Raw genomic sequence first — 13,861 nt, 5'->3', positions numbered from 1 at the left:
CAAACGAGCGTCACGGCCGCTGAGCGGTGAGTCGTACGGCGGACTGCAGTGGCCGCTCGGGCTCCACTCGGAGCATCACTGCAGTAGCTCATAGAGGTCGTTCGTGGTCGGTGAGTGGCTGGAAACCCAACCCTCACCGCCTGCCCCACCGCCGCCTGCGCCTGTCTTGGCGCCGCCTCCGGAGAGGAGGACTTGGGGTCGGTCATCCACGCCGACGAGACGGAAGAACGCCGCGCTGATGTGTTGGTCGGCGTCAAGATCATCCACCCGGAAGTCCAGGAAAGGGCGCCGGTCCCCGATCGGCGGGCGGGGACGGTTCGTGGGAGGGTATGCAGTCTTTCTGGTCAGCATCGGCATCGCTGCGCTGGAGCGGACGGCCACGCTCCCGGCCGCGCCGCCGACAACGAATCCGCATCGGGGAGTTCGGAAGAGACGCAGACCCGGGCTCTCTGGCCGCATGCCTCTGGCACCTCGCGACGCTCGCGTCCCGGGCACGGTCGGCGGGCCACCGCCTCTACTGCCTTGTGCGGCTGTGATCCCACAGTGCGGGAACGCCGACCGCCTCAATCCGCAAACCCCCCTCCCACACGGACGGGTGCTGCCGGCTCCCGCTGGCGAACGGCTCCCGCGTCCACCCGTCACCACTCCCGCAGCCTGTCCCGGCCAGCCGAGCCGTGAGGCTCAGCTCGGCAAGCCATAGAGACCAACTGATAGTACGTCAAGCATGTTGGCTACCATTCGTCCACACGAGTGACAGCACGCCTGATCGATCAACCGGGGGGAGCACGGGGGATGGGCTACACGATCCCGGGCTGGCTGGACGAGATCCTCGACGTCATCGGGATCAACTTCCCGAACGTCGACGAGGACGACTACCGCGAGATGGCCACGTCCATGCGGGAGTTCGCCGACAACTTCGAGGGCAAGGGCGGGGACACCCACAAGGCGGTGACACGCATCCTGTCCTCCTCGCAGGGCTGGGCAGTCGATGCGCTGGAGAAGCACTGGTCGCACGTCAAGGCCGGCCACCTGGACAAGATCCCGGAGCTGGCACGGCTCTTCGCGGACGCGTGCGACGTCGTCGCCGACATCATCTACGGGATGAAGGTCAAGGCGGAGATCGAACTCGGCGCGATGGCCGCCTCGGTGGGCATCTCCCTCGGCCTCGCCGCCTTCACCGGCGGCCTGTCCGCGCTGCTCGGCGCGGCGGAGATCACAGCGATGCGGCAGGCGGTCAAGCGGATCGTCGACGAGGCCGCCGACCGGATCGTGGACGAGCTGGTCGCCCGGCTGACCGAACCGGTCAACGCCAAGCTGGAGAAGATGGTCGAGGACGCGGTCCTGGACCTGGCCGAGGGCGCGTTCTCCCTGCCCCCGGAGCCCACGAACGGCGGCGGTGGCGGCTCCGGCAAGCACGGCCACGGCGGCGGCATGCAGCTCGCCTCGGCCGGCGGCGGGGCGATGGTGTTGGCTTCCGCGGGCGGCGGACCCGGCAGCAACCTGCACATCGACCACGTCGAGTTCGAGGACGGCGCCGACAAGGTCTCCCGGCACGGCGGCGACCTGCACACCGCCGTCACCGCCCCGCTGGAGCGGGCCAAAGGCCACTTCGGCCGCACCAAGGGCAAGGACGCCTTCACCGCGCCCTTCGAGTCGGTCCTGGAGGGCGCCCTCAAGGGCTCGGACAAGGCGGTCAAGAAGATCGTCAAGCACCTCTCCGAAACCGTCCCGGACCGCGTGAAGGCCACCTCCCGCCTCCACAAGGGCAACGACATCGACGCCGGCCGCCGCGCCAACAGCGTCCAGGTCAACAGCAGCACGTCGGACGGAGGTGCCGGCCACCACGGCCCCCCGGCATCCGGCCGCAAGCCCGACCCCGGCCTGAAGATCGACTCCTCGAAGCTGTCGCAGCAGGCCCGGGAGCTGAACAACAGACCGCTGTGCGGCGACCCGATCGACATGTCCACCGGGCAGATGGTCCTCTCCCAGACCGACACCGACGTGCCCGGCATCCTTCCCCTGACCCTGCGCCGCACCCACCTCTCCGGCTACGACGCGGGCCGCTTCTTCGGCCCGTCCTGGGCCTCCACCCTCGACGAACGGATCCAGCAGGACGACGCTCTGGGCGGATACTGGTGGCACCGGGAGGACGGGTCCGCGCTCGCCTATCCGCGTATGCCCGACCTGCCCGGTGACCGGGTGGGGCCCGCCGAGGGCGTCCACCTTCCGCTGACCTATGTGAGCCGCGGCAGCGGTTACGTCCTCACGGTGGAGGACCCATACTCAGGACTCACGCGCCAGTTCGAAGCCGGCACGGCGCACGGCGGACCGTGGTGGCTGGTCGGCATCGAGGACCGCAACGGCAACCGCATCTCCATCGAACGTGACGAGGACGGTGTGCCGCTCGCCGTCACCCACAGCGGTGGTTACCGCATACGTGTCGACCACGACGACCAGCAGCGCGTCACCGCGCTGTGGGCCCTCACCGACGACGACCCGGTACGCCTGCGCGCCTTCGGCTACGACGCCGAGACCGGGAGCCTGGACGAAGTCCGCAACGCGGTCAACGCGCCCACGCGGTTCACCTACGACGGCGCCCACCGCGTGACGGCGTGGCGGGACTCCAACGACACCGAGTTCACGTACGTCTACGATGCCGGCGGACGGGTGATCGAGACCCGCGGGACCGACGGCATCCTCAACTCCCGCCTGACCTACGGCGAGCGCCAGGCCGACGGCACAAGCACCGCCACGTACACCGATTCACTCGGCAACACCACGATCTACCGCGCCAACCGGCGTGGGCAGATCGTCGCGATCACCGACCCGCTCGGGCACACCACCACCCAAACCTGGGACCGCCACGACCGCCTGCTCTCCCGCACCGACCCCCTGGGTCGTACCATCCGCTGGACGTGGGACGACGCGGGCGACCTGGTTTCGGTCACGGCTCCCGACGGCACGAGCAGCCACGTCACCTACAACGCGTTGCACCTGCCGGTCCGCATCACCGATCCGCAGGGGGCCACGTACGTCCAGGACTTCGACTCACGGGGCAACTGCACCGTCCTGACCGCACCGGACGGATCGGTTCACCTGTTCACCCACCATTCCACGGGCGCCGTCGCCACGGTCAGCGGTCCCGCGGGCGACACCCTCCGTTTCGACACCGACCCGGCGGGCCTGGCCACCGTCGTGGAAGACGCGCAGGGGAACCGCACCCGCTATCTGCGGGACACCTTCGGGCGCCCGACGCGCATCACCGACCCGCTCGGGGCGACCACCACGCTCGTGTGGGACGCCGAGGGCCGGCTGCGGGAACGTACCGCGGCCAACGGCGCCACCGAAGTCTGGTCGTATGACGGAGAGGGCAACTGCACCGGCCACACCGATGCTGTCGGGGGGCGTACACGGCTGGTCTACGGCCCCTTCGACCTGCTGGTCGCTCGTATCGCCCCGGACGGCGTGGAATACCGGTACCGCTATGACACCGAGCGCCGGCTGACGGAGGTGCTCAACCCCCAGGGACTCGTCTGGAGGTATGTCTACGACGCCGTCGGACAACTGGTGAAGGAGAGCGATTTCGACGGGCACGAGACGACATACCACTACGACGCGGCGGGCGACCTGACCGCGCGGATCAACGCAGCGGGGCAGACCGTCGGTTACCGCTACGACGCGTCCGGCCAACTCGTCGAGAAGGTCGTCGACGGGCGCAGGACCGTCTTCCGGAACGACGCGTGCGGGCGACTCCTCTCGGCAACCGGCCCCGACGGGACTCTGGCCTACGCGTACGACGAGGCGGGGCGTGTCATCGCGGAGACCATCGACGGCCGGACGCTGACCACGGCCTGCGACGCCTCGGGGCGCCGGACACTCCGCAGGACACCCCGGGGCGTCGAGACGGCGTACCGCTACGACGCGTCCGGCCACTACGCCGAGCTGTCGCTTTCGGGCCGTATCCTCTCCTTCGAGCACGACGCGGCGGGGCGGGAGGTACTGCGGCACCTCGGTGACCGCTTCACCCTTGCCTTCGCCTGGAATCCCGCCGGCAGCCTCAGCGGCCAGACACTCACCGTCCACGGCACCGCGCAGCCGTCCATCCAGCGCAGCTACACCTACCGTCATGACGGGCTCCTGACCGGCATCACCGACCGGGACGCCGGCCGACGCTCGTTCCACCTGGACCGGGCGGGACGGGTCAGCGCCGTCGAGGCCGGACGCTGGAGTGAGAGCTACGCTTACGACGAAACCGGCAACCAGACGCGGGCGACCTGGCCGGAGAAGCATCCCGGCAGCCAGGCGCGAGGAACGCGCAGCTACGCCGGAACGCGCCTGATCAGCGCCGGCAACGTGCGCTACGAGCACGATGCCGCCGGCCGGTGCGTGGTCCGGCAGGTCAAACGTCTCTCCCGCAAGCCCGACACCTGGCGTTACACCTGGGACGCCGAGGACCGGCTCATCTCCGTCGTCACCCCGGACGGCACTTGCTGGAGGTACCTGTACGACCCTCTCGGGCGGCGCATCGCGAAACAGCGTCTGTCCACGGACGGCGACATCGCCGAGGAAACCCGGTTCGTCTGGGACGGTTCCACGCTGGTCGAGCAGACCACCCGGGTCAGTGGCGCGGCCGAACTGGTCACGCTCACCTGGGACCACGACGGCCAGGCACCTATCGCGCAGACCGAGACCAAGTCCCTTGCGGACGCTCCGCAGGACATCATCGACCAGCGCTTCTTCGCCATCGTCACAGACCAGATCGGCACTCCGACCGAACTCGTCGACGAGGAGGGCAGGATCGCGTGGCGCACCCGCACGACCCTCTGGGGCTCAACGACCTGGAATCACGACGCCACCGCCTACACGCCGCTCAGGTTCCCGGGGCAGTACTACGACCCCGAGACGGGACTGCACCACAACTACTTCCGCCATTACGACCCGGAAACCGCGCGCTACCTCACTTCGGACCCCCTCGGTCTGGCCCCCGCACCGAACCCCTTCGCCTACGTCGACAACCCGCACACGCTGTCCGATCCGCTGGGTCTCACTCCCTGTGACGAGAACGACGTCACGTGGAGAGGCCGGGTCCGCTACGGTGCGCCCGGTCCCGGAGGCCGCGCCACCACCATGCGCGCGACGATCGAGTCCGACATGACCGGCGGCAAGACTGACCCCCGGGTGAATGTGCCCGGTTACCAGAAGTACAAGAAGCTCAACAAGACCCACTTGCTCGGCGCGCAGATCGGCGGCTCCAACCGGGACCCCCGAAACTTCGTCACCATGCACCGGTTCGCCAATTCACCGGTCATGCGGAAGATCGAGGACCAGATCAGGGAAGCGGTCGACAAGCGCGGTGAGACCATCGAGTACACCGTCACGCCCATCTACCGCACGAACGACCCCACCGACGTCATTCCGCTGGGGCTGACGATAGAGGCCCGAGGCAACAAGGGATTCGCCTTCACTCCCTACGAGGGCGGCAGCACCACGAACATCGTCACTATCCTGAACGTCCCCAAACGGATATGACGCCTCCAAGGAGACAAGCGCCTCATGCATCCCGCGGTAGCCAGGCTCATCGAGATCGTTCCGCCGGGCAGCCCCCGGCGGACCCGTGACTGGAACGCTGTCGAACGGGTCCTCGGCACGCAGTTGCCGGAGGACTACAAGGAACTGGTCGAGGTCTACGGGGGCGGCGTCTTCGACGAGACGGTATGGCTGTTCGACCCGCAGTGCCCTGACGAGGACTACAACCTCGTGGCCCAGTCCGCGGAACGGGAGGAGGTGCTGGCCCGGCTGTGGCAGTCCGAGCCCAAACCGGCGGAACTCGACGGGCCGGGTACGCGGGTCCTGCCCTGGGCCTCCATCGAGGACAGCGGAGCGATGCTCTACTGGCTCGCCGGACCGGGGCAGAGCCCGGACGAGTGGACCGTGCTGTTCAACGAGGGGCGCGGTCCCGAGTGGGAGCACCACGCCACTCAGTGCGCCTCCTTTCTCCTGGCCGTCCTGACGGGAGAGTCCGAGAGCTCGTACTTCCCCGACCTGCCCGCCGACAGCCATCAGTTCGACTCCAACGACGAGATCCTCGACGAGGGGGACTGAGGGACCCCGGCTGGCGGGTCCCGGCGGCCGGGGCCCGCGACGCCCGGCTCAAGGACGGATCCCGGCCTCCACGCCCGCGATCCGCCCGGCGGCGTCGAAGGTGACCTCGACCGCCCCGCCACCGGGCAGTTCGGCGACGATCCGGTCACCCTCCGTACGGTGCGGGACGCCGTGGTGGTCGAAGTACCCGCTGACTACGTGCCGAGCCGAATGCCCGATCAGCTGCGCGCCGGTGAGCAGCGTCCGCGGCAAGGCGACCGCGTCCAGGCCGGCGCGCGGCACCTGGGGGTCGTCCGGCAGGAAGTACACCTGAGTAGCCGGTCCCGCCGGGGCGCCGATGTATCCGGGTGCATCGGCCACCCCCATGCCGGTGAAGGCGAGCGTCTCGGCGGCCCAGCGCGGATCGGGGAAACCGGATAGGTCCAGGACCTCCTCGGTCAGCTCGGTGATACCGCGCGCCCGCCCGTACCGCTCGACGGTGGCGGCCAGGGAGACCACCTCCGTGTCCTGGAGCCCCGGGTTCGCCCAGCCCCACATCCAGGACTGCTCCGAGGTGTCGTACGTCCCCAGCACACCCACGCGCAGCACCAGGTCTCCCTGCCGGTACAGGCATGCCTCCAGGTCGGCGGTCCAGGGCCCCTCAGGCAGAAACGCGGTCAGAGTCTCCAATTGGACAGCGCCCCATGCGGCATGCCGCTCGGCCTCGCGGAGGAAGGCATCGCTGAATTCACTCGTCATGACCCAACTCTAGGGGGTTCCACGGCGACCGCTTCGAGGCCCTGCGTGAGACAGTCACAGTGGAAGTCGTCGAGAACTCGATAGGCTGGGAGCACCTGGGGTGACCCTCCGTGGCCTCACGCAGTTCGTCTGCCAGGAGGTCTCTCACCTGCTGTACGAGCAAGACCCACCACCGGCTCTTCGGAACGATCCGTTGAGGTATCTCGTGCGGGAGATGCCTACGCAGTGGTGGGGTCAGAGACGTGCTACGAGAGCCTTGCTCGTCAACTAGGGCATCGCCAGGGCCAGAACGTCCGGCAACCGTACGGGACTGCCGTTGTGGGCGACGAGGAGTTCCCGTCCCCTCATCAGAATGCGTACGTCCGTGACGCCGAGATCCTCGGCCTTCTGCACGATCTCCGAGAGTCCCTGGAGACGGTCGCGCGACAAATTCCCCGCGTGATCTCGGGTACGTCTCAGCGCGTGCCCTACTTGACCGTCCAGTCGCGCGAACCGGCTGCCGAGTCGCTCGACCGCCGCCTCAGTCGCCGCCTCAAGTCGATTGACTCGCGCTATCTGATCCAGGACGACCACCTCACGCTCCGTCAGAAACAGCGTCGACCGAGCGTCAAGACATTTCCCGAACCCATCTCTCACGGAGTTGAGGCAGACCGTTCTGGACCCACACCCCGGCTGCGAAACCGCAGGTGAGACACGTGGCGGGAACGTACAACATGCTCCACGCGGTGAACTTCGGGAAACAGGTCAAGCACCGTCGGCCGCATCTGAAGAACACGAGAAAACCGCAGGTCAGATTGCCTTTTGGGCAGGCTCCAGAATCGCCACGCACTCCACGTGCGACGTCATCGGAAACAGGTCGAACGCCCTGAGCGTCCGCACCCGGTACCCCCCGTCCCGGAAGTACGCCAGGTCCCGCGCCAGCGCCGCCGGATCGCACGCCACGTACGCGATCCGCCGCGCCCCGAGCGACGCCAGGTGCGCCACCGTCCCGCGGCCGGCGCCCGAGCGGGGCGGGTCGAGGACGATGAGGTCGACCTCGGTGATGCCGGTGCGCGGGAGGACGGACTCGACCTTGCCCTGCTCGATCCGCACCCGGTCGAAGCCGGCGAGGTTGTGCCGGGCGTCCTCCACCGCGCGCTTGCCCGACTCGATGCCGAGGACCGCGCCCTTCTCGCCGAGGCGGTCGGCGAGCGCGCCCGCGAACAGACCGACGCCGCAGTACAGGTCGAGGGCCGTCTCGCCCTTGCGCGGCAGCAGGCCCTGCATGACCGCGGTCACCAGGGTGTCCGCCGCCTTCGGGTGGACCTGCCAGAAGCCGCCGCCGCCGACGCGGTGGGTGCGGCCGTCCGCGCGTTCGCGGACGAAGGGTCGGCCGTGGACGCGGTGGACGCCGCCGGAGCGCTCGTCCACCCGCATCACCGACACCGGGCGGTCCAGTTCCACCAGCGGCAGGCGCGCGCCCGGCTTCGGCGTGAGGATCACCTGGCGGTCCTGCGAGCCGGTCGCCGCGATCGCCTCGACGGAGTCCATGCCGGTCCAGTCGCGCTTCTCGATGCCGAGCTCGCTGACGCCCTCGGCGGCGATCAGGCAGTGGTCGATCGGCTCGACCTCGTGCGAGCGGTGTCGGCGCAGGCCCGCGCGGCCGTCGGCGGTCACCGCGTACTGCACCCGCGTCCGCCACGCCGGGACCTCGCCCGCGGGCACCTTGTCGCCCTCGGCCGGCACCACCGTGCCGTCCCAGCCGGCCTCCTCGGGCGTGAGTCCGGCGAGCCGCCGGAGCTGCTCGGCGACGACCTCGCCCTTCAGGCGCCGCTGCGCGCCCGGCTTGGCGTGCTGCCAGTCGCAGCCGCCGCAGCGGCCGGGGCCGGCGAACGGGCAGGGCGCGTCGATGCGGTCCTTGGAGGCGTCCAGGATCCTGACGGCGTCGGCGCGCAGGAACCGGGCCCCCTCCTCGCCCTCCGTCACCCGCGCCACGACCCGCTCACCGGGCAGCGCGTGCCGCACGAACAGCACCTGCCCCTCGGACGTACGGGCGATGCAGTGACCGCCGTGGGCGACGGGGCCGATCTCGACCTCGTACTCCTCCCCCACCAACGACTTCCTCGGTTCTGCCTGCATGGCGGGGTGACTCCACAACTTCGTGAGGGAAAACGGGCGGACAACAGCCCACCAGTCTACTGGGACGGCGAGGAGTCCTTCGCCCGCTCCTCCGCCGGACCGCGCCGCACCGCGCCCGGCGCGCGCTTGCTCCACTCCTGCTCCCTGCGGGCGCGCCGCTTGGCCGCCTCGGAGGACTGCAGCTGGTACGGCACCGAGGTCACCATGACGCCCGGCGTGAACAGCAGCCGGCCCTTGAGCCGCAGCGCGCTCTGGTTGTGCAGCAGGTGCTCGTACCAGTGGCCGACCACGTACTCGGGGATGATCACGGACACCGCGTCGCGCGGCGACTCCTTGCGCAGGCTCTTGACGTACTCGATGACCGGCCGCGTGATCTCGCGGTAGGGCGAGTCCAGGACCTTCAGCGGTACGTCGATGCCGCGCCGCTCCCACTCCTCGCGCAGCGCCCTGGTCTCCACCGGGTCGACGTTGACGCTGAGCGCCTCCAGGGTGTCCGAGCGCAGCAGCTTGGCGTAGGAGAGCGCGCGCAGCGTCGGACGGTGGATCTTGGAGATCAGCACGACGGAGTGGACCCGGGACGGCCGGACGATGTCGTCGCTCGGGCCGTCCGGGGCCGCGATCTCCTCGGCGACGCGGTCGTAGTGCTTACGGATCGCCGTCATGGTCACGTAGAAGATCACCATGCCCAGCAGCGCGACCCACGCGCCGTGCGTGAACTTGGTGACCAGGACGACGACCAGCACCAGGCCGGTGAAGAAGGCGCCGAAGGCGTTGATGGCCCGCGAGCGGACCATGCGGCGGCGCTCGGCCTGGTCCCTCTCCGTGGCCAGGTGGCGGTTCCAGTGCCGGACCATGCCGGTCTGGCTGAGCGTGAAGGACACGAACACGCCGACGATGTAGAGCTGGATGAGGCGCGTGGAGTCGGCGTCGTAGATCCACACCAGCAGCACGGCCGCGCCGGCGAGGAGCACGATGCCGTTGGAGAACGCCAGGCGGTCGCCGCGGGTGTGCAGCTGGCGCGGCAGGTAGCGGTCCTGGGCGAGGATCGAGCCGAGCAGCGGGAAACCGTTGTAGGCGGTGTTGGCGGCGAGGAACAGCACCAGCGCGGTGGCGGCGGCGAGCACGATGAACAGGAAGCTGCCGTCGCCGAAGACGGCTTCGGCGACCTGCGAGATCACCGGGTTCTGGACGTAGTCCGGGCCGAGCGGGACGCCGTCGTGGACCAGGTCCTTGGCGGGGTTCTCGGCCATGCGCACGCCGGTCGCCGCGGCCAGCGCGATGATGCCGCAGAACATGGTGACGGCGAGCAGGCCCATCAGCGCCAGCGTGGTCGCCGCGTTCCTGGACTTGGGCCTGCGGAAGGCCGGGACGCCGTTGGAGATCGCCTCGACGCCGGTGAGCGCGGCGCAGCCGGAGGAGAAGGCGCGCAGCAGCAGGAAGACCAGGGCGAAGCCCGCGAGGCCCGGGTGTTCCGGTTTGATCTCGTAGTCCGCGGTCGGGGCGTGCATCTCGTCGCCGAGCACGACCGCGCGGAACGCGCCCCACGCGATCATGGTGAAGACGCCCGCCACGAAGACGTAGGTCGGGATCGCGAAGAGGGTGCCCGATTCCTTGACGCCGCGCAGGTTCATCAGCGTCAGCAGCACGATCACGCCGACCGCGCAGGCCACCTTGTGCTCGACGACGAACGGGATCGCGGAGCCGAGGTTCTCGATGCCGGAGGAGATGGACACGGCGACGGTCAGGACGTAGTCGACGAGCAGGGCGCTCGCCACCGTCAGCCCGGCCTTGGGCCCGAGGTTGGTGTTGGCCACCTCGTAGTCGCCGCCACCGCTCGGGTAGGCGTGCACGTTCTGCCGGTAGGAGGCGACCACCGTGAACATGAGCACGACGACCGCGACCGCGATCCAGGGGCTGAAGTGGTACGCCGACACGCCCGCGATGGACAGCACCAGCAGGACCTCTCCGGGCGCGTACGCCACGGAGGACAGCGGGTCGGAGGCGAAGACGGGGAGTGCGATGCGCTTCGGCAGGAGCGTTTCCCCCAGCCGGTCGCTGCGCAGTGCGCGCCCGATCAGGATCCGTTTGGGCACGTCGGTCAGTTTGGACACAACAGAGGATCGTAAGCGTTCGAACGCCGGGGCGCCCACCCGCCACCCCTCATCCGCGGCCGTCTGCCCTCCGGGTGAAATCCCGGGGCCGTGCGGCTGCGGATTCCGTAGCCGGCGGGGCTGCCATGCCTATATGACAAAATCCGCCCGTTTCCCCGGCCGTTGCCGTCCTCAGGAGGTTCCATGCACGCGACCGCAGAGCTGATCGGCGCCACGGCCACGCTCCTCGGCCTCGGATTCCTGACACTCGCCAGCGTGCGCAGCATCAGCCGCCGCTGAGTGCTCCCGTCTCGTCTTGCCGATACGTTGGACACGGGCACGGGACCGAGGCCGCCCCGGGGGACGTCATGGCCGGATCACACCGGCATGATGGTGCCCGGCGGCCCGCACGGAGGCCGCGACGTGTTGCCCGGCGAGCCGAGAGAGAGACATGAGCAGAACTGTGACGCGGGCCGGCAGGCCTGTGGGAAGCGTGGTGTGAGGCCGTGCACATTGTCATCATGGGGTGCGGAAGGGTGGGTTCCGCCCTTGCGCAGACCCTGGAGGAACAGGGGCACACGGTCGCCGTGATCGACCAGGACCCCACCGCCTTCCGCCGTCTGGGCTCCTCGTTCGGCGGCCGCCGGGTCACCGGGGTCGGCTTCGACCAGGACACCCTGCGCGAGGCGGGCATCGAGGAGGCCGGCGCCTTCGCCGCCGTCTCCAGCGGTGACAACTCCAACATCATCGCTGCGCGGGTGGCCCGCGAGATGTTCGGCGTGGAGAACGTGGCGGCCCGCATCTACGACCCCCGCCGCGCGGAGGTCTACCAGCGCCTGGGCATCCCCACCGTCGCGACCGTCCGCTGGACCGCCGACCAGATGCTGCGCCGTCTGCTCCCCTCGGGTGCCGAGCCGCTGTGGCGCGACCCCACCGGCGGTGTCCAGCTCGCCGAGGTGCACGCCTCCACCGCCTGGGTCGGGCACAAGATCAGCAGGCTGCAGGAGGAGACGGGGGTGCGCGTCGCGTTCCTCACCCGGCTCGGCGAGGCGATCCTGCCCACCTCGCAGACGGTGCTGCAGGAGGGCGACCTGGTGCACGTGATGATGCGCACCGACGAGGTCGACAAGGTCGAGGCGGCGTTCGCCAAGGGTCCCGAGGAAAGGGGCGGTCACTGATGAGGGTCGCCATTGCCGGAGCCGGCGCGGTCGGCCGCTCGATCGCCGGCGAACTGCTGGAGAACGGTCACGAGGTCCTGCTCGTCGACAAGGCGCCGACCGCCATCTCGGTCGAGCGCGTCCCGCAGGCCGAGTGGCTGCTCGCCGACGCCTGCGAGATCACCTCCCTGGACGAGGCGGCCCTGCAGCGCTGCAACGTCGTCATCGCCGCGACCGGCGACGACAAGGTCAACCTGGTCGTCTCGCTGCTCGCGAAGACCGAGTACGGCGTCCCGCGCGTCGTTGCCCGGGTCAACAACCCCAAGAACGAGTGGCTGTTCAACGAGTCCTGGGGCGTGGACGTCGCCGTCTCCACGCCGCGCCTGATGTCGGCCCTGGTGGAGGAGGCGGTGAGCGTCGGCGACCTGGTCCGCCTGCTGCGCTTCAGCCACGGCGACGCCAACCTCGTCGAGCTGACCCTGCCCGAGGAGTCGGCCCTGGCCGGCACCCAGGTCGGTGACGTGGAGTGGCCGGAGGACACCTCCCTGGTCACCATCATCCGCGGCACCCGGGTGCTGACCCCGACCCGGGACGACTCCCTGGAGGCGGGCGACGAGCTCCTCTTCGTGGCCGCCCAGGCCCGCGAGGAGCAGCTGGAGGACCTGCTGTCCGTGCGGCGCGAGGACACGGCGGACTGATCCGCTCCACGCGGACGGCTGCACGGAAAAACTGCCCCTTCGTGTTGACTTCATTCACAGGGTGGAGTTCGGAGAGGTGTCCGGGCATCGGGTTCTTATCAAGAGGGGACCGGGAAATCGGGGTCCTACGGAATGTGGAACCACCCACGAGGCCACGTCTGGAATGTCTTCGTGAGACCGGCCTCATCCTGAGGTGCGACCGGAAGGTCGGGAACCCCTTCCAGACAAAGCAGGGGAGTCGACCCTCCTGTCCAGATCAGGAGGGGAGAAAGGGCTCAGAGGAGGGGGTGCCGGAAAACCTCAGTGTTCCTCTCGAGGGAGACCGGGATTTCGGGGAACTTTGTGGGTCGCATCAAGGGTGCCAAGTGCCCTTTCGACCTCCAATTCCTAACGTGGGACTTCTCCTGAGGCGCTGTAGCGGGAAAGGGCTTCATCTTGCGATGACGGGGGAGCCACGTGGTTTTTCTCGAGTTACGGCGGGATTCTCGAGTTACGACGGGGAATTCAGGCTGCCTCTTGTGTTGGCCCAGGCAAGTCCAATCTTCCATTCGAGTTGCGAAGGAAAGCTGGGGATTGCTCTCGAGTGACTGCAGGGCCAATAGACCTCATCTAGGCTTGTGTCCAGAAGCCAATGTTCCTCTCCAGGGGCGACAGGGATCTCGGGGTTGCATTCCAGACGCACCCGGGGAGACAGGCATTCATCTCGAGTGGAAGCAAAGAACCCCGCTCTGCTCTCGAGTCGCGACGGGTATCTCTTGGAGCTCACTGGGTGGACTCAAGGGAGTCAAGCCTCCTGAGGCGTTTGGAGAGAGGTCGCGAGATTGGTCTCTAGGCCATGCAGGAGACGAAGGCCCTCATCTCTCGATGACGGGGGAATCTCGGGGTTGTTCTCGAGCGGCGGCCTCGGCTCCTACGCCACCCAGTTCGCCCTCGCCGGCGGCGCCACCCCGGTCTGCGT

At 68.9% G+C, this 13,861-nt stretch carries 8 protein-coding genes; 4 read left to right on the top strand and 4 right to left on the bottom strand.

Going from position 1 to position 13,861, the window contains the following annotated elements; genetic code table 11:
- Positions 1–792: 792 nt before the first annotated feature.
- Together AB0L29_RS13095 and AB0L29_RS13090 are read left to right on the top strand one after the other, a co-directional pair.
- Positions 793–5,529 (top strand): RHS repeat-associated core domain-containing protein, encoded by a 4,737-nt coding sequence (locus AB0L29_RS13095; RefSeq protein WP_365826404.1) that lies wholly within the window; start codon positions 793–795, stop codon positions 5,527–5,529.
- A 24-nt stretch (positions 5,530–5,553) separates the two neighbouring features.
- On the top strand, positions 5,554–6,102 hold the full coding sequence (locus tag AB0L29_RS13090; protein ID WP_365826402.1) for an SMI1/KNR4 family protein: 549 nt from the start codon (positions 5,554–5,556) through the stop codon (positions 6,100–6,102).
- Positions 6,103–6,150: 48 nt separating this feature from the next.
- Here AB0L29_RS13090 and AB0L29_RS13085 read toward each other — a convergent pair whose 3' ends face one another.
- The 4 genes from AB0L29_RS13085 to AB0L29_RS13070 all read right to left on the bottom strand — a co-directional run bounded on the left by AB0L29_RS13085 (position 6,151) and on the right by AB0L29_RS13070 (position 11,069).
- Positions 6,151–6,840, bottom strand: coding sequence for a DUF6882 domain-containing protein (locus AB0L29_RS13085; protein WP_365826400.1), 690 nt, complete (start codon positions 6,838–6,840; stop codon positions 6,151–6,153).
- 267 nt (positions 6,841–7,107) lie between these two features.
- On the bottom strand, positions 7,108–7,269 hold the full coding sequence (locus AB0L29_RS13080; protein WP_365826398.1) for a hypothetical protein: 162 nt from the start codon (positions 7,267–7,269) through the stop codon (positions 7,108–7,110).
- 360 nt (positions 7,270–7,629) lie between these two features.
- The gene (locus AB0L29_RS13075) at positions 7,630–8,958 is read right to left on the bottom strand and encodes a class I SAM-dependent RNA methyltransferase (RefSeq protein WP_365826396.1); all 1,329 of its coding nucleotides are present in this window, start codon (positions 8,956–8,958) and stop codon (positions 7,630–7,632) included.
- A gap of 56 nt (positions 8,959–9,014) precedes the next feature.
- Entirely contained in the window at positions 9,015–11,069 is a 2,055-nt protein-coding gene (locus tag AB0L29_RS13070) for an APC family permease (protein ID WP_365826394.1), read from the bottom strand.
- Between the two features lie 485 nt (positions 11,070–11,554).
- Between AB0L29_RS13070 and AB0L29_RS13065 the strand changes: the two genes are divergently transcribed.
- Positions 11,555–12,226, top strand: a complete 672-nt coding sequence (locus tag AB0L29_RS13065) for a TrkA family potassium uptake protein (protein WP_365826392.1) — start codon at positions 11,555–11,557, stop codon at positions 12,224–12,226.
- Positions 12,226–12,903, top strand: a complete 678-nt coding sequence (locus AB0L29_RS13060; protein WP_365826390.1) for a TrkA family potassium uptake protein — start codon at positions 12,226–12,228, stop codon at positions 12,901–12,903. Before AB0L29_RS13065 ends, AB0L29_RS13060 begins: the two co-directional genes overlap by 1 nt.
- The last annotated feature ends 958 nt before the right edge of the window (positions 12,904–13,861 follow it).

This window comes from Streptomyces sp. NPDC052701, assembly GCF_040678355.1.
Lineage (GTDB): Bacteria > Actinomycetota > Actinomycetes > Streptomycetales > Streptomycetaceae > Streptomyces.
Note: the sequence above shows the minus strand (reverse complement) of the source record. Positions and strands in the feature narration are given on the sequence as shown.